A 16,595-nucleotide genomic window follows, 5' to 3' on the forward strand; every position below is an offset into this window, starting at 1 on the left:
TAAATTTGAGTATGAATTACTCATACAAAGGTAAAATATTAATTTCTACGCCTGATATTTCCGGAGATATTTTTTCAAGATCGGTAGTGCTCATTTTGGAACATAATGAACATTCCGCTTTTGGATTAATTCTGAATAAGAAAAATTCAAAAATGAGTAACAGATTCAATAATTTCTTTGATTTTAAAATAGAAGTTTATGATGGAGGACCGGTAGAAAATGACAAGGTTTTTTTTATTATTAAAGGTAAAAAAACGTCCGAAGTGAATATCGAAATCAACAGTGAATTTTACGTTACCGAAGATATTGAAACTGTAATAAGTTCTGTCCTAAATAAAGAATTATCCATCAATGATGTTAAGATATTCTCAGGATATTCCGGTTGGGGGTCTTTACAGTTAGACAACGAAATAAAACGTAAAATGTGGACGGTTGTAGATGTTTACAATCTCGACTATACACTTCCCAATGATCAGACCTTATGGAAATCTATTATGCAGAATCTTGGCGGAGAATATCTTCTGTGGGCAAATTCGCCGGAAGACATTTCATTAAACTGATCACTTCACAATGGATAAAAATTATTTAACAAATTTTAAGTTATTGTTATGTAATTTTTAACATTCTTCAAACGTTATTAAAAAACTAAAATAAAAATATCTGAGTAATCAGGCTAGGATCATCAGACAATACTTAAAAGCCCACGCACATTATTTACTTAACAATAAACAAATTCTTTTCTGACCCCGTATCAGAATAAAACCCGGTAAAGGACGTATACGTTGTTTACCGGGTTTGTCAATTTAGTTTGAAAAACTATTTTTCCATTTTTCAACCAGCTCGTTAATGCGTACACTACTAAATGTCTTGTTTCTGATTTTCCCTACTGAGAATACGCCATTTTCATCAGAAATCATCAGAATTTCTTCAGCTTTCTGAGATTCAAATGCGATAATTTCATGCTCCTGAATGTCTGCGAGGTTATTTTTATGCAAAAACGTGACGAAATTTTCCAGCAAGGGGGAGATATATGCCCCTTCAGAATGCTTGGGTACTTTAATGATTTTACCCTCCAGAAACAAAAGATTACCTGAAGTTGATCGAGCTATTCTCTTGTTTGGATTTAAAAGAATAACATCATCCAAATCATTTTCCTGGGCATAAATTCCAGCATAGATGTTTTCAGGGCAATGCACTCTGATATTGCTTAGAAGATTATTATTGACATTGATTTCTTTGATCAGATCTAATTCTAACGGACGTTGATGAACAGTAAGGATATCATCCATTTCAACGACATCAAAGAAATAAGAGATTGTAGATTTTGATAATGTAATTCCATCAGAATTTCTGTATACCAAAAAATTAATGATTCCGTTTTCTATTCCTCCTTCCTCAATTACTTTTTGATTAAAAAGATTTTGAAAAAATTCTAAAGTATAACTTAGAGGGATATTCATCCTCATTTTTCTCATAGAAGCCATCAGGAAGAAGTAACATTCTTCATCCATGATGAGATCAGAATTTCTTATAAAAAATGAAACTTTCACAGCATCTCCCAGAAGAAATGCCCTGTTTTTCAGTTCAAGCTCTTCTGAAGTAAAATATGTGTTTTTCATACTGATTTATTATTTTAAGGTCTTAAGAAATCATAGTGATTGATCGTCCATCACTATTCACTAGGATTTTAAAGTATGATTATTTATAAAAAAATAATGAACGATAAATCGTTCATCAGTTTTACCACTATGTCAGTACTACTTTCAAATTAAGCAGCACCTAATTTTATTCTAAGGTTTTCGATTAGATTTTCCCAGTACAGAGCGTTTTCTTCTTCATCACCTTCTTCACAGAAATCTGTAATGTTCAAAGCCAGATCTTCTGTAATATCATCAATGGTAATGGTCATTTCAAAGAAGTTTTTGGTTCCTTCATCTTCTTCCCATCTGAAACGAACGAAACCTTCAGGCTTGTACCTGATCAAAGTCGCTTTTTCTTCAGAACCTCCACCCCAACTAAAATAGAAATCGTCACCTTTCTCTATCACATCATCTGCAAACCACTCGGATAATCCCTCAGCACTGGCCAAATATTCATACAAAATCTCTGAAAGACAATGCATTGGGAATTCGTAATGGACTTTATGTTTCGCCATATAACTTATTTTTAACGTCACGCAATATATAAATTAATTTTTTTATTACACAAAAAACTAAATAGATTTTTATCTAATATGAATGATATTTATCAGAAAAATAAGTTTAAATTTTTTCAATAAGATTTTTGTTTTTAAATTAATAATATTTCACAAAAAAACTTCTTTATTGAAGATATTTTATTATTAAAATTATTTTACTTTTCATTCAATACTTCAAGAATAATCCTGCAGCCTTCTATAATTTCATTCTTCGAAATTGTAAGAGGCGGTGATATTCTCAGGTACTCATTTCTGTAAAGTTGCCAAAACAAGATCAGTCCCTTCTCCATACATCTTCCGGCAACATTTAATGTAAATTCAGGTGTACCTAAATTCACAGCGAGCATTAATCCTTTTCCGTTAATATTAATGATTTTTGGATGTACAAGCATTTTTCTGAATAATTCTTCTTTCTCTGCCACCTCATTCATCAATTGGCTCTCCAGCACCTCTTTTAAAGTTGCGTGAGATGCTGCTGCGATAAGAGGGTTTCCTCCAAATGTAGTAATGTGCCCTAATTTTGGAGAATGAGATAAGGTTTCCATGATCTTTTTCGAGCTCATAAATGCCCCTACCGGAACTCCGCCACCCATACCTTTACCCATCACCAGAATATCAGGAACAATCCCAAAATGTTCAAAAGAAAATAATTTTCCTGTTCTTCCGAATCCCGGCTGTATTTCATCCAGAATCAAAAGAGCACCTACCTCTTCACATCTTTTTTTTAATTTAATCAGATATGTTTCGTCCGGAACTAAAAACCCTGCAGCTCCCTGGATCGTTTCGAGAATTACACATGCTGTTTTTTCTGTTATTTTACTGAAATCATTTTCGTTGTTAAATTCAATAAAAGAAACCATGGGCAGCAGTGGGCGAAACTCCCTTTTGTGGAATTCGTTTCCTGAAACACTTAATGCTCCATGCGTATTTCCATGGTAAGAGTTTTTAAAAGAGACGATCTCTTCTCTTCCTGTGTATCTCTTGGCTAATTTTAAACTTCCGTCGATGGCTTCTGCTCCACTGTTAACCAAATAAGTGATTTCCAAGGGATCAGGAGTTGATTCTGCGAGCAATCTGCATAATGCTACAGGCTTTTCCTGAGCATATTCACCATACACCATGACATGAAGGTATTTATCTGCCTGCTCTTTGATCGCATTGACAATTTTAGGATGGGAATGCCCTAAGGTGTTAGCAGAAACTCCTGCCACAAAATCAAGATATTTTTTACCGTTTTTACCGTAAATATAACTCCCTTCTGCTTTCTCTACTTCAAAACCAGCTGCAAATTGTGTGGTCTGTGCCTGATATTTAAAAAAATCCTGTTGCATTTCTATGGATGAAAAATTTAGGCAAAGCTAAAAAAGATAAGTCAGATAGGGAAATTTTGAGGAATGAGAAAGTCATTTTTAATCTATATTAGTAAATTTTAAAGTACTTCACAAATTTCAGATCTGAATTTTTGTAGACCAAAACGCGACAACCGGCAGATTGATTAACAGAAAAATAATTATTGATTACACCGTTTTAATGATTCAAAAGACTGACTTTAAAAATTTCATGTTTTCTTGAAATAAAAAATTCAAATCATGAATTCTGAAAATTTCTTTATTCTTGGTTGATGATTTTTTATCATTTTCTTTTTCATTGAATCTGAATGAAAAAAGTTAAAATTGATAATAATAAAAATAATGTAGTATTTCTATTCATTGAAGCTGTAATGTTCTTCATAGTGACGCACCAATTTAAAAGTAAAAAGACCAGCTTTAAAACTGGTCTTACTTTATGTCTATTTTCTAACCCTCTTAGGTTTTTTGGCTTCTTCTGCAGCTTTCGCTTTATCAATAACTTCCTGAGCCTGATTGAAAAGTTCATCTGAAGATTCATATTTGATCTCCTCATAATTCGGAGAATCAACGAGAATATCCTGCCATTTTCTGATTCTGTCTTTGGTGTTCCAGTTGAAATCAGGAAATTTTTTCCTGTCGGGACCAATTTTGCTCATCGGATAGTTGGTAGAGGTTGCACCGATACTGCAGGATAAAATCTGCAAAACCTGTTCTTCAAAATTTGCATTGATAATTCCACAGGAAGAAAGCACAATTCCCTGTCTTTCTTTTTCTTTTGTTTTCTCATTTACATCATCAGCATAAGCAATAGACTGTGCGTTTCCTATAACTTTGATTTCTTTGATATTTTTATCTTTGTAATACGCTACCATCAGCTTACCCTTAACCTGATTAAACTCATCTTTCATATTCAGAGAATCTGCTTTGCTGATCGCATAAGCATTTCCTATTACCTTTAAAGAGTCTATATTTTCAGTTTGTGTATTAAAATAAGCTTCAATTTTATCACCGGTGACCTGTTTTTCTCCACTCCAGAGGATGGGGTTCGTATACATGTGCATAATACCATCGGTTTCGTTAAATGCTATTGAATCTGCTCTTCCCTGTGCATCAGATTTATAGATTCTGGCTTTTTTAAAAGCACGGAGATAACTTTTTTTAACATTTGCAGAATCTAATTTCTGGTAAGAAAGTATTTTCTCAGAGGCGAAGTAAAGAGAATCTTTTTCAAGGATCTTTACAGCATAGGGACCTTTTGTCATCATTGCCGAATCTTTCTTTTCAAAAATTTCGCCGTAGCCTCCTTTCAGATATCGTTTTTCCAAAGGATCATCCAAAGTTACATTTCCCGTTGCTGTACCGAAACCGCTAAGCTGATTATAATACATTACATCTCCTGTGAGAATCTTATCATTGTAATAAATTCTGGAATTTTTATTCAGAAATGATTCTTTGGTATTGAGATTATGTGTTCCTTTTTCGGTAAAAATCCTGTTTTTAGGATTTTTCCTGTTGGTGATCGTAGTCGGACCATTGATATCAACCACATTGGTGTTCTGATTCTGAACAACATTGATACCGTCCAAAATATAATCTTTGTCTTCAATCCTCACATTGTCAGTAAGATTGATAGTCCGTAAAGCGAGGTTGTACGTTGCAGATTTTGAATAGGTTGTACTTTTACCGTCATTGATCGTACCCCCCGTATTATAATAGGCAAGATTAGAACCCCTGTCATAATACATCGTTTCCGTTTTGATGACCGTACCTTTCGGATCATTCAGAACGACATTTTTTCGGGCTACACCTTTCTGTGTGTTGGCATCATACTCCATCTCTGAAGCTGTAATGACAGATCCGTCCGTATTCTGGAGCCTGGTATTACCCATTGCCTTTACAAAATTTTCCTGTTCATAGAGCACCACTTCATCTGCTGTAAGAATAGAACCCTGATGTTCAATAACAACATTTCCTTTCAGATACTGGTTACCATCATATTTTTTGGGATCTTTAATGATCTCATCTGCATGTTTGATATTGACCCTGTTACCGGCGTTTGATTTCTGAGGCTGGTTTTTTACAGGATTCTGTAAAAACGGATCTCTCTGCACAGGTTTCATCTGATCCTGTGCAAAAGTGAGCGTGGAAAGTAAAAGGAAGAGAAAAAGAAATATTCTCATTGATCAGTCATTCTTTTTGCCATAAAAATAGAGCGAATGGGAATCAATTTTCACCCCAAATGCTTCTTCTATAGCTTCTTTAATTCCCTGTATTCTTGGGTCACAGAACTCGATAATCTCTTCAATCTCCTTATCTGAGCCTTTTTTGTAAATCACCAAATGATCATGCTGCTTATCAAAATATGACTTTTCATACGATGAAGAGGTCAATGTTTTTTCGCCAAACTGGTGTTTACGGATCAATCCTGCGTCTAAAAAAATCTCTATCGTATTATAGATTGTAGCTTTTGAAACATGATATTTCTTCTGCATCATTAAAAGATACAGGTCATCTACATTAAAGTGATGATCCATATTATAGATTTCCTCTAAAATAGTGTATCGTTCAGGTGTATTACGAAAACCTTTCTCTAAAAGGTAATTTCTTAAAACATCTTTTATTAAAGTAATATTTTTTTCTTTTTGTAAAGTATCCATCAAAAAATTTATACTACAAATTTATCGATTTTTATTTAAATACAATACACCACTATAGAGAGTATAATGCTGATATTTAAAACCTGACCTGCTCTATTCTGTTTGCGGAGATTGTTTCTTCAGTCAACGGAGCCGATTCTACTTCTACATTATGCATGGTTACGCCCCAAGCCTTAAAATCATCACTGCCAATATACTTCACGAAGTTATATAAGCTTAATGTAATTTTCTGCTTTACTGTTAAAAGTATATCGTTGATATAGGTATTGTCAATCACAACATATTTTAAATCCGGAGGAATATTATGTGCTCTGAGAGATGGATGGCTGCTTCTTGAAGGAATTGTTCCCTCTGCCATCAAATCTTTTAAGACCATACTGAAATAATCGTTAATTCTTCTGTCTACTTTGAACCCTAAAAGAAAATTAACTTTATAGATGGTTCCAGGAAGGATCTCCTCAACAGTATATTTAAAAGTATAAGGATCTTCCTGATTGATGATACTGAGTATAAAGTAATGATCTGCTCTTTTAGGCTGCTTTTTAATAATGGAATAAATAATTTTTGATTCTATCTCATCATTGTATTTTGCTCTGCTCAGGTAGGCGAGATTGGTACAATACTTCGGTATTGTTTCGTCAAGCTTCATATCTTTAATGATAGAAACGTATTTACTTATTTTGACAAAGTTGATAAATTTGGCTTTGATCTGCCGACCATTATACCATGAGTACATACATATCCCTATAGAGCCTGCAAGAACCACCGTAATCCAGCCGCCATCAAAGAATTTGATGATATTTGCACTGAAGAATCCAATTTCGATTGCACCATATACTAAGAAAAAGCCAAGAATAAGGAGTTTATTTACCCTTTTCTTCAGCAACCAGAATGTAAGCAAGATTGTTGTCATAAACATGGTTACCGTAATAGAAAGACCATACGCAGCCTCCATTTTGTGGGATTCCTTAAAATGTAAAACAACGATGATGCAAAACAGCAACAATCCCCAGTTAATTCTGGGAATATACATTTGTCCTTTTACACCAGAAGGGTAATCAATTTTTTGATTGGGCCATAAATTCAATGACATTGCTTCAGAAAAGATAGTAAAAGAACCGGTAATAAGTGCCTGAGAAGCGATAATTGCAGCTGCAGTAGCTAAAACGACCCCAGGTAAAATCATCCAATCCGGCATAATCCCGAAGAATGGGTTGACTCCGTTGCCTTGTATCAAATGGTAATTCTTTAATAACCATGCTCCCTGTCCAAGATAATTGAGTATAAGCATTATCTTAACAAAAATCCAGCTTATCCTGATATTTTTGGCACCACAGTGTCCCAAATCAGAATACAGAGCTTCTGCTCCGGTAGTACATAAAAAAACAGCTCCTAAAATAATGATTGCACTGGGCGAGTCTATAATTAATTTGTAAGCATAATATGGATTGAAGGACTTTAATATAGAAAAATCCTGAAACAGATGTAATGCACCCAAACCACCTAAAACCAAAAACCAGACTACCATCACGGGTCCGAAGAATTTCCCTATGAAAGAAGTGCCAAATTGCTGAACTACGAAAATAACAATTAAAATTGCACACGTTATCAGGACAACCGGAGTATTAGGATTATAAATCTCCAGCCCCTCAATGGCTGACATCACAGTAAGTGATGGCGTTATTACGCCATCTGCCACCAAAGCAGAAGCTCCAATAATCGCAATCAGATACAGCCATTTCTTTTTCAGATTTTTTATTAGTGAAAAAAGAGCCAGAATTCCCCCCTCTCCTTTATTATCAGCACGAAGTGCTACAATTACATATTTTAGAGTTGTCTGCAATGTTAACGTCCAGATAATACAGGACAGTGCACCTTCTATATATTGATCAAAAGGCATTGTAGCCCCTAATTCCCTGGCGTTCACAATAGCTTTCATTACATAAAGCGGTGAGGTACCGATATCACCGAAAACAATTCCGAGTGAAACAAGAACTCCCATGAGTGAAAGTTTTTTAAGGTCAATGTGGTGACCTCCACCTATAACGTCTGCCATCTCAGCTAATTAATTTTTGAAAGCGCAAATGTATACTAAATTTATGACCCTCCGCTCAAATAGTGATACATTGTATAAATGAAAAAACTTCCTTTCGGAAGTTTTTTTCTATGATTTAACGTACATTGCTTTTTTGATTTCCTCTTTTACTTTTTCAAGCTTAGGGAACCAGTCTGCAAATAATGCAGCTGAATAAGGTGCAGGAGCATCAGGAGTCGTAATTCTTTTGATTGGAGCATCCAAATAATCAAATGCTTTCTGCTGTACCATATAGGTAATTTCTGACGATACAGAGCCAAATGGCCATGCTTCCTCTAAAATCACCAATCTGTTTGTTTTCTTTACTGAAGTCAAAACAGTATCAAAATCTAAAGGACGAACAGTTCTTAAATCAATCACCTCAACAGAAATACCTTCTTTAGCCATATCTTCAGCTGCCTGAATTGCCAGTTTCATGATTTTTCCGAAAGAGACCAAAGTTACATCTGTACCTTCTCTTTTTATTTCTGCTTTTCCTATAGGAAGGTAATATTCTTCTTCAGGAATTTCCATTTTATCTCCGTACATCTGCTCAGATTCCATGAAAATTACCGGATCATTATCCTGAATTGCAGTTTTCAATAATCCTTTAGCATCATAAGGGTTTGACGGAACTACAACCTTAAGACCTGGTACATTGGCAAACCAGTTTTCAAAAGCCTGAGAGTGTGTTGCACCCAGTTGACCTGCTGAAGCTGTAGGACCACGGAAAACAATAGGACAGTTCCACTGACCACCACTCATCTGACGTATTTTTGCTGCATTATTGATGATCTGATCAATCCCCACAAGTGCAAAATTAAAGGTCATATATTCTACAATCGGTCTGTTACCATTCATTGCAGCACCTACAGCAATCCCTGTAAAACCAAGCTCTGCAATTGGGGTATCGATTACACGTTTAGCACCAAACTCATCCAGCATTCCTTTAGAAGCCTTGTATGCACCGTTGTATTCTGCAACCTCTTCTCCCATTAGAAAAATGGATTCGTCTTTACGCATTTCCTCACTCATTGCCTGCGCAATCACTTCACGAAAAGTATATTCTGCCATATTTATTTGAAAAATTTAGAGTACAAAAATAGTAATTATTTATTATTTACATAACAAAAAAGACAACTCATTGCTGAGTTGCCTTATATTTAATAATATTTTAAACCGATTAGTTGACTTTCTGCCAAACCTGAGTTCTTCCCAACAGGGAAACTCCCATATAACCTCTTACGTTCAGTTTGTCACCACTTCTTGTGATGGTACACTTGTAAGTTTTACCTGTTTTAGGATCTGTGATAGTACCGTCAGTAAATTCTTCACCGTCTTTTTCAAGTCCTCTGATAATTTCCATTCCTAAAATAGGCTTGCCTTTGCGGTCGTCTTTACATGATGTACAATTTGGACTTGCAGGTTTGATCAGCAGCTGAGAAACTTTACCATAGTATTTACCGTCGGATTTTTTCCAGATTTCAACAATCGATTTTGCCTGTTTTGTTTCGTCATCGATGGTTTTCCATTTACCTTCAATCTGCGCAAACGACATTACACTGAATAAAGAAAGCACTAATGTTGATAATAACTTGTTCATATTAATTTAGTTTAATTTTAATGATAGATAATTAATTTCTTCAATAGTTAAAAATAGAAATAAATTTCAGACTCACAAACATTTTTATTATCCTCTGCATAAATAACAATAGAGAAACCAATTAATTTGGGGCTCACCTCTATTCATCAAACAATCCAAAATCAATTCAGTTCAGTTCAGTTTTCTGGTCATCACTCTGGTCATATAATCCTGATACCAGGCTTTCGCAATCAGTTTGCCTTTTTCGGTTTCGGAAGTCTTTATTTTATCATTCAGATTATTTTCTAATCCTAAATCATTTTTATCATAAACACCTGTAATCTCTTTTCCATCAAAACGATAAATGTAATTTCCGTAAATGAACTGCTCTGACGAACCATCAGAATTCACAATCAATGGAGCATATTTTTTCTCACTTATAAGGCTTCTCCCCCAACTTCTGATTTTCCCGTTGTAACCAATTATATCTGCTAAAGTCGGATAAATATCAATCTGCTGAGCCAACTCACTGTTGATCCCTTTTAAATTAAATTTTGGATTAGGCGAATAAAAAATCAGCGGTACTGCAAAGCGGTTCATTGCTTTTTCATATTCGGGATAATAAATCTGGTTGGGGTGATCTCCTGTAAATACGAATATAGTATTGTTGTACCACGGCTGCTTTTCAGCTGTTTCAAAATACTTTTTGATTGAATAGTCTGTATACTGCATAGGCTCATGCATTTCTACATTTCCTTTTTTGAATTTTCCAATATATTTTTCAGGAATTTTAAAGGGATGGTGTGATGAAGCTGTAAAAACAGTTGCCATAAAAGGTTTCGATTTCCCTACATTTTTTGCAAAATACTGAAGAAATGGCTCATCCCAAATGGCCCACATTCCATCAAAATCCTCATCATGATTGTATTCATCCTTACCATAATAATGTTTAAACCCAAGAATATTTCCAAAACCCAGAAATCCCATCGACCCATTGGGTGCTCCATGATAAAAGGAAGTATCGTATCCCATGTCATTACACACTGAAACAATCGACTGGATTTTCTGATTTGAGTAAGGAGAACTTGTAAAAGCATCCGTCAGACTCGGAATTCCGGCAAGAATACTGCTCATACCATGAATAGACTGTCTTCCGTTAGCAAAGGTATTCGGAAAAATAAGACTCTCATTTGCAAGACTGTCGATAAATGGGGTATAGGAAACATAATTTTTAATATTTTTACCTTTGTTAAAAGCTCCGGAATATTCTCTTCCAAAAGATTCCACAATAAAAATAACTACATTGGGCTTGTCCCGGACCTGCCTGTCATAAATTTTATAAGGCTGTAAATTTTCGTCTATAAATTTTTCATCAACAAAATATACTTCCCTGAAATTATTGGTACCCAATGTCCTGAAGAATGAAAAAGTACTGTTAAGAACTATATTTCCCTGAAGCGGGGTTTTTACAAATTTATTGGCATCAACCAAATTGATAGGCCTTGTACTGTGCCTGAAATCTCCACGGATTCCTCCGACAGTTAAAACTGCAGAAACGCATATTGTCAATATTGAGAAAAAGAAGTAAGGAATCAGTTTTTTTGGTTTTCTCTCTTCAATTTTAAATCTTTTATAGAGGAAAATCCATAAAGCCATCAGCACAATAAACCAAAAAATTACAAATGGATGTTCTTTTGTTGAAACTGTGAAAACTTTTAAAATGTTCGTTTCATGTTTGGCTACCTGAAAAGCAGCGGATGTCAATCTTGTCTGCGAAAATTTATAGTAGATAAAATCTCCGAAATTCATTGCATAAGCGATTCCATTGGTAATAAAATACAACCAGAAGATGATTTTCTGATATGTTTTTTTTGTATTGATAATGATTGGAATCAGGCTTAATAGAATAAACAGTGAATTAACATATAAAATTGCGGTAAGGTCAAAGGCGATTCCGTGATAAGCAAGATTAAAATAATCTGCTGTACTGTCAATTTTTATTAAATCTTTATTGAAAAACCAAAAAAGAAACCTGGCTATCTGGTAAAATACAAAAACTAAAAAAATCCTGTAACCTAAAATCAAGACTTCTTGTTTTCTAAATTCTTTTAAAAAATTCATAAGGAGATTTTCTATTAATGAAAATGCGCAATCACTCTTAGACAATTTCCGGAGAATGTGATTTCACGGTGCAAATTTAAGTTAAATTCATATTAATGTAATTTTTAGTTCATATTAATTAAGGTTAAAATTTTTAAAAAATGTAATTTTGCTTCCATGAATTTCATTAAAAACAATCTGGCAAATGCCATCACACTCGGAAATTTATTTTCAGGCTGCGTCGGAGCTGTACATTTGATTATTGGGGATTATCAGACTGTTGCCATCTGTATTATTTTATCGCTGGTGCTTGATTTTTTCGACGGATTTATTGCAAGAGCCTTAAAAGCCAATTCCAATCTGGGAACTCAGCTTGATTCTTTAGCAGATATGGTAAGCTTTGGACTAATCCCCGGATTGGCAATGTTTAAAATGCTTGAACCGTCAGGTACTGAGCTTTTAGGAATAGACCTGCCTTTCGAAATCAAATATCTTGGATTTTTTATCACCCTTTTTTCATGTCTCAGGCTGGCCATTTTCAATTTAGATGAAGACCAGAGATATTATTTTAAGGGTTTGAACACACCGAGTAACACGATTCTTATTTTTGGAATCTTCTATGCTTTCAAAGAAAACCAAAGCTTTAGTTTCCTTTTTGCAAATGAAATATACCTGTTGATTTTGACAGTGGTTTCTTCCTTGATTTTAATCTCACCAATCAGGATGATTGCCATGAAATTCAAATCGATGAAGATGAAGGACAATTACCCTAAAATAGCTTTGCTGATTGGATCAATTCTTATTTTAATACTATTTAAAACTGTCGGAATTCCTTTGGTAATAATTTACTATATCTTAATTTCACTCATCTTTCAGAAACAATTAAAGTAGAAAACCGGAAGTTTTTTCCTATTTTCAAATAAATACATTCTCAAATTTTCAATTTAATAAAAATGAATTTAAAACTACATAAGCCACTTTGCATATTTGATCTTGAAACTACAGGAACCAATGTTGGAAAAGACAGAATCGTGGAGATCTGCATTCTGAAAGTTAATCCTGATTCTTCCAGAGAAAGTAAAACATGGAGAATTAATCCGGAAATGCCCATCCCAGTGCAATCGAGTGAGATTCACGGGATCTACGATGAAGATATTAAAGATGCACCAACTTTTAAAGAAATTGCCTCTAAAGTCGTTGAAATGATTTCTGGCGCAGATTTGGGTGGGTTTAATTCTAACCGATTCGATGTTCCATTGTTAGCTGAAGAATTACTACGTGCAGATTTTGATTTTGATCTGAGCAAATTTAAATTGGTCGATGCACAAACAATTTATCATAAGATGGAACCGAGAAATCTGGGCGCAGCTTATCAGTTCTATTGCGGAAAAACTTTAGAAAATGCACATTCAGCGGAAGCTGACGTGTTGGCAACGTTTGAAGTTCTGGATGCGCAGGTTGGCAAATATGATGACGTCCCGAAAGACATCAATGGTTTGAGCGAATTTAGTTTTCATAATAAAAATGCTGATTTGGCAGGTTTTATCGGACTTAATGAAAAAAACACTGAAGTATTCAACTTCGGAAAATATAAGGGACAGGGCGTAAAAGATGTTTTCAAAAAAGATCTTGGCTATTACGGATGGCTTCAGAATGCTGATTTCCCCCTGTACACAAAGAAAGTATTTACAAAAATTCAGTTATCAAGTAAATTTTAAAATAATGAGTGATTTAGTTAAGTTCAAATTTTACGAAACAGCTCTCGAAGCGAACAGAGATAAACAGATCTTAGCTGAAAACGAAATCCAGAGTTTCATTGCCAATGAGCAGACCATTCAGTCCGATTGGTTACTGTCACAGGCATTAGGCGGAATTCAACTGCAGGTTTTTACAGATGACTTTGAGAATGCGGAAAAGATTCTGAGTGATTATTACGAAAACAATAAGTTCTCTTTGGAAGTCGAACATACCGTTGAAAATCCAAAGTTTGATTTCGTATGTCCAAAATGTGGATCCAATCATATTTATAAAGATGACAGTTCAACGAGTTTCTTTGGTATTTCTCTGTTATCAAGCGATAAATACGTCTGTTATTATTGTGAGAACGAGTTTACTCATGAATAAAAATACAGTGCAAGTCAACCGTTCCAGCGTTTAAAATGCTGGAATGGTTGTTTAATAAAAAATAGTAAATCAATCATTAATTCTGATTTCAGATATTAAAGATGAGATGGTAATTAAGAACTAAAAATATTCATATGAAAATAATCTGCATAGGGAGAAACTACAGCGAGCACGCAAAAGAACTGGGAAATGCAATTCCTGACAAACCTGTAATTTTCATAAAACCTGACACTGCGGTTTTAAAAGGAAATAACTTTTATATTCCTGAATTCTCCAATGATATTCATTATGAATTGGAAGTTGTCGTAAAAATTTCAAAGGGCGGAAAATACATTCAGAAAGAATCTGCCGGCAAACATTATGATGAAATCGGTCTGGGAATCGATTTTACAGCAAGAGATCTGCAGAGCGACTTAAAATCCAAAGGTCTTCCTTGGGAATTATCCAAAGGTTTTGACGGATCTGCGGTGGTAGGAAATTTCTTTAAAAAAGAAAACTATAATTTAGACAATCTGGAATTTTACCTTTTGAAAAACAAAGAAGAAGTACAGCACGGAAACTCAAAAGATATGATTTTCAAAATTGATGATATCATTGCTTTTGTTTCGCAGTATTTTACATTGAGAGTTGGCGACCTGATCTTTACCGGAACACCGGAAGGTGTTGGAAGCGTATCTGAAAATGATATTTTAGAAGCTTATATACAGGAAGAAAAAGCATTGGATATTCGAATATTATAAATCTTTAACAGCACTTTTTTATATATTTTTCATATATTTAATGAACAAACTAAAATATAAAAATATGATCAATATTGTACTGCCTGTAGATTTTGGAGAAAAAACAGATCAGCTTGTAGACGGAGCAATCGACTTCGCAAAGAAAGTCAACGGAAAGCTTAACCTGATACATGTAGCGCCAACAGATATTGGTTTTGCAATTGGAGATATGGGATATCAGTATTTTCCTGAGATTGAAGAAAACGAAATAAGAGAAGAGCTCGTACTTCTGAATAAGATCAACCAGAAAATCCTGTCCCACGGTGTAGATTGTGAACACCTTTTAAAGCAAGGGATTGCCAAAGATATTATTCTTGAATATGCAGATACTAAAAATGCAGACTTCATCGTTATGGGATCTCATGGCAGAAGCGGGATTTACGATGTTTTCATAGGAAGCTTAACTAAAGGAATTACAAAAAATTCTACAATACCGGTTTTAGTGTTACCAATACATGATTAACCGAAAAGAATTTTACATATAAAATCATCAACTGAAAAAAGACCGATCAAAAATTTGACCGGTCTTTTTTACTATATAACCAATTAATTAACCTTCCTTTTTGTAGATCGTAGGATCGTAATAAGGGTGTTTTCCCTCAGTTGGAGAATAATACTCTTTGTCTTTGTCCCCTCCAAGTGTTACCACCAAGACATAGCACCAATAGGTAAATAGTACACAACAAACGATAAATAAAATCCAGTTGAGTACGTTTCCAAAGGTTTCGAAAAAACCAAAAGACCATTTGAAAACATCACTTAAGAATAGAAAGAAAGACGTCATTATTTTCCTTTTTTAAATTAACTTTGCACAAATTTATAAAAAATGTTTAGATTACTTTCAAAAGAAAGCAATATTTTTTCAATCCCGGTCTATATTGGTTTTCTTCTTTTAGTAGTTATTATTATTAACACCCTCAATTTCAACACTTATGAGGCTGTCATTGCCATTATCACATTTGTAGGGATTTCACTCGGTTATTTCTGTTTTAATGCAATTGCCCTGAATTATCAGACCCATCTTCCTTTATTTCTGTATACTTTTTTTGTTTTTGGGTTATATCCGGGTAAATTAGATATTGGAATTGCTGTAGCATTGCTTACCAACTCATTTCTTTTGCTTCTTCTCACAAGTACCGATGAAGACCTCAGAAAAAAATCTTATGTTTTGGTAGGATCTATTTTAGCCGTCAATTTCATATTTCTGCCAACAACATGGCCTACGATCTTTTTTGTACTGATTCATCTTATTGTGACTTCAGAAAGGATAGGATTAAATATTTTCAGATTTATTTTAGGAATGTCTATGATTGCACTCAGTTATTTTTCACTGATGTTTTTCCTTCATTTCAATGATTGGAATATGGACTATTTGCCGTTTGGAAAAATAAAGTTCGTCAAAGACTACACAGAACTTATGCCGCTGATTCCAATTATTCTGATGCTGATTTACGCAATATATGACCATTTTAAACATTATAATAAAAAGAGCCCGATCAGCAGATACAAATATACTTTCCTGCTTGTGTTTTCATTTGCTCAGCTGGTGAGTATTATTTTATATATGAACAATCATTATGAATATCTTCTGCTTCTCGCTTTTCCGGCGACGATCATCGTCAGCAGGATGCTTAGGTTCATGCCGAAATACTGGATGCAGGAGGCAAGCCTGTGGATCATTATTATCAGCCTGATCTGTTTTAATGCAGGTACTCATTTCAATTTATTTTAAA

General features: G+C 34.3%; 17 protein-coding genes. 7 read left to right on the top strand and 10 right to left on the bottom strand.

Annotation, left to right across the window (positions count from 1 at the left end; all coding sequences use genetic code 11):
- The first annotated feature begins 11 nt into the window (after positions 1-11).
- Positions 12-560 carry a YqgE/AlgH family protein gene (locus tag AC2A07_RS18165; protein WP_484051549.1) on the top strand — a complete coding sequence of 183 codons (549 nt, stop codon included), beginning with the start codon at positions 12-14 and terminating at the stop codon, positions 558-560.
- Positions 561-803: 243 nt separating this feature from the next.
- Here AC2A07_RS18165 and AC2A07_RS18170 read toward each other — a convergent pair whose 3' ends face one another.
- From AC2A07_RS18170 to AC2A07_RS18210, 9 genes are all read right to left on the bottom strand, one after another.
- Positions 804-1,619, bottom strand: a complete 816-nt coding sequence (locus tag AC2A07_RS18170) for an aminotransferase class IV (RefSeq protein WP_484051550.1) — start codon at positions 1,617-1,619, stop codon at positions 804-806.
- 149 nt (positions 1,620-1,768) lie between these two features.
- The gene (locus AC2A07_RS18175; RefSeq protein WP_047444457.1) at positions 1,769-2,155 is read right to left on the bottom strand and encodes an START-like domain-containing protein; all 387 of its coding nucleotides are present in this window, start codon (positions 2,153-2,155) and stop codon (positions 1,769-1,771) included.
- Between the two features lie 197 nt (positions 2,156-2,352).
- Entirely contained in the window at positions 2,353-3,528 is a 1,176-nt protein-coding gene (locus AC2A07_RS18180) for an aspartate aminotransferase family protein (protein ID WP_484051551.1), read from the bottom strand.
- A gap of 458 nt (positions 3,529-3,986) precedes the next feature.
- A complete protein-coding gene (locus AC2A07_RS18185; protein WP_484051552.1) occupies positions 3,987-5,726 on the bottom strand; it encodes an OstA-like protein in 1,740 nt (579 codons plus the stop codon).
- A 3-nt stretch (positions 5,727-5,729) separates the two neighbouring features.
- The gene (locus tag AC2A07_RS18190) at positions 5,730-6,203 is read right to left on the bottom strand and encodes a Fur family transcriptional regulator (protein WP_314494890.1); all 474 of its coding nucleotides are present in this window, start codon (positions 6,201-6,203) and stop codon (positions 5,730-5,732) included.
- A gap of 76 nt (positions 6,204-6,279) precedes the next feature.
- Positions 6,280-8,259: a KUP/HAK/KT family potassium transporter gene (locus tag AC2A07_RS18195; RefSeq protein ID WP_484051553.1), complete on the bottom strand. Its 1,980-nt coding sequence runs from the start codon at positions 8,257-8,259 to the stop codon at positions 6,280-6,282.
- Positions 8,260-8,367: 108 nt separating this feature from the next.
- Complete coding sequence (locus AC2A07_RS18200) at positions 8,368-9,351, bottom strand: pyruvate dehydrogenase complex E1 component subunit beta (protein ID WP_484051554.1); 984 nt, start codon at positions 9,349-9,351, stop codon at positions 8,368-8,370.
- Positions 9,352-9,460: 109 nt separating this feature from the next.
- Positions 9,461-9,880: a DUF2147 domain-containing protein gene (locus AC2A07_RS18205; RefSeq protein WP_484051555.1), complete on the bottom strand. Its 420-nt coding sequence runs from the start codon at positions 9,878-9,880 to the stop codon at positions 9,461-9,463.
- Between the two features lie 171 nt (positions 9,881-10,051).
- The gene (locus AC2A07_RS18210) at positions 10,052-11,980 is read right to left on the bottom strand and encodes an LTA synthase family protein (RefSeq protein ID WP_484051556.1); all 1,929 of its coding nucleotides are present in this window, start codon (positions 11,978-11,980) and stop codon (positions 10,052-10,054) included.
- 156 nt (positions 11,981-12,136) lie between these two features.
- Between AC2A07_RS18210 and AC2A07_RS18215 the strand changes: the two genes are divergently transcribed.
- From AC2A07_RS18215 to AC2A07_RS18235, 5 genes are all read left to right on the top strand, one after another.
- Positions 12,137-12,850, top strand: a complete 714-nt coding sequence (locus AC2A07_RS18215) for a CDP-alcohol phosphatidyltransferase family protein (RefSeq protein ID WP_484051557.1) — start codon at positions 12,137-12,139, stop codon at positions 12,848-12,850.
- Between the two features lie 62 nt (positions 12,851-12,912).
- A complete protein-coding gene (locus tag AC2A07_RS18220) occupies positions 12,913-13,677 on the top strand; it encodes an exonuclease domain-containing protein (RefSeq protein ID WP_484051558.1) in 765 nt (254 codons plus the stop codon).
- A 4-nt stretch (positions 13,678-13,681) separates the two neighbouring features.
- On the top strand, positions 13,682-14,083 hold the full coding sequence (locus AC2A07_RS18225) for a putative signal transducing protein (RefSeq protein WP_484051559.1): 402 nt from the start codon (positions 13,682-13,684) through the stop codon (positions 14,081-14,083).
- Positions 14,084-14,217: 134 nt separating this feature from the next.
- Entirely contained in the window at positions 14,218-14,823 is a 606-nt protein-coding gene (locus AC2A07_RS18230) for a fumarylacetoacetate hydrolase family protein (RefSeq protein WP_484051560.1), read from the top strand.
- Positions 14,824-14,887: 64 nt separating this feature from the next.
- Positions 14,888-15,325 (top strand): universal stress protein, encoded by a 438-nt coding sequence (locus tag AC2A07_RS18235; protein ID WP_314494907.1) that lies wholly within the window; start codon positions 14,888-14,890, stop codon positions 15,323-15,325.
- A gap of 87 nt (positions 15,326-15,412) precedes the next feature.
- On the opposite strand, the gene AC2A07_RS18240 is transcribed toward AC2A07_RS18235, so the two are convergent.
- Positions 15,413-15,646, bottom strand: a complete 234-nt coding sequence (locus AC2A07_RS18240; protein ID WP_314494909.1) for a DUF6341 family protein — start codon at positions 15,644-15,646, stop codon at positions 15,413-15,415.
- 42 nt (positions 15,647-15,688) lie between these two features.
- On the opposite strand from AC2A07_RS18240, the gene AC2A07_RS18245 reads away from it, so the two are divergent.
- Positions 15,689-16,594, top strand: coding sequence for a DUF6427 family protein (locus AC2A07_RS18245; protein ID WP_314494911.1), 906 nt, complete (start codon positions 15,689-15,691; stop codon positions 16,592-16,594).
- Position 16,595: the final 1 nt, after the last annotated feature.

The sequence above is a fragment of the Chryseobacterium sp. HNCC26DJ238 genome, assembly GCF_057180465.1.

Excerpts from the sequence above, each read along its gene's own strand:
- AC2A07_RS18165 (WP_484051549.1), top strand. The coding sequence starts at position 12 with ATGAATTACTCATACAAAGGTAAAATATTAATTTCTACGCCTGATATT.
- AC2A07_RS18170 (WP_484051550.1), bottom strand. The coding sequence starts at position 1,619 with ATGAAAAACACATATTTTACTTCAGAAGAGCTTGAACTGAAAAACAGG.
- AC2A07_RS18175 (WP_047444457.1), bottom strand. The coding sequence starts at position 2,155 with ATGGCGAAACATAAAGTCCATTACGAATTCCCAATGCATTGTCTTTCA.
- AC2A07_RS18180 (WP_484051551.1), bottom strand. The coding sequence starts at position 3,528 with ATGCAACAGGATTTTTTTAAATATCAGGCACAGACCACACAATTTGCA.
- AC2A07_RS18185 (WP_484051552.1), bottom strand. The coding sequence starts at position 5,726 with ATGAGAATATTTCTTTTTCTCTTCCTTTTACTTTCCACGCTCACTTTT.
- AC2A07_RS18190 (WP_314494890.1), bottom strand. The coding sequence starts at position 6,203 with ATGGATACTTTACAAAAAGAAAAAAATATTACTTTAATAAAAGATGTT.
- AC2A07_RS18195 (WP_484051553.1), bottom strand. The coding sequence starts at position 8,259 with ATGGCAGACGTTATAGGTGGAGGTCACCACATTGACCTTAAAAAACTT.
- AC2A07_RS18200 (WP_484051554.1), bottom strand. The coding sequence starts at position 9,351 with ATGGCAGAATATACTTTTCGTGAAGTGATTGCGCAGGCAATGAGTGAG.
- AC2A07_RS18205 (WP_484051555.1), bottom strand. The coding sequence starts at position 9,880 with ATGAACAAGTTATTATCAACATTAGTGCTTTCTTTATTCAGTGTAATG.
- AC2A07_RS18210 (WP_484051556.1), bottom strand. The coding sequence starts at position 11,980 with ATGAATTTTTTAAAAGAATTTAGAAAACAAGAAGTCTTGATTTTAGGT.
- AC2A07_RS18215 (WP_484051557.1), top strand. The coding sequence starts at position 12,137 with ATGAATTTCATTAAAAACAATCTGGCAAATGCCATCACACTCGGAAAT.
- AC2A07_RS18220 (WP_484051558.1), top strand. The coding sequence starts at position 12,913 with ATGAATTTAAAACTACATAAGCCACTTTGCATATTTGATCTTGAAACT.
- AC2A07_RS18225 (WP_484051559.1), top strand. The coding sequence starts at position 13,682 with ATGAGTGATTTAGTTAAGTTCAAATTTTACGAAACAGCTCTCGAAGCG.
- AC2A07_RS18230 (WP_484051560.1), top strand. The coding sequence starts at position 14,218 with ATGAAAATAATCTGCATAGGGAGAAACTACAGCGAGCACGCAAAAGAA.
- AC2A07_RS18235 (WP_314494907.1), top strand. The coding sequence starts at position 14,888 with ATGATCAATATTGTACTGCCTGTAGATTTTGGAGAAAAAACAGATCAG.
- AC2A07_RS18240 (WP_314494909.1), bottom strand. The coding sequence starts at position 15,646 with ATGACGTCTTTCTTTCTATTCTTAAGTGATGTTTTCAAATGGTCTTTT.
- AC2A07_RS18245 (WP_314494911.1), top strand. The coding sequence starts at position 15,689 with ATGTTTAGATTACTTTCAAAAGAAAGCAATATTTTTTCAATCCCGGTC.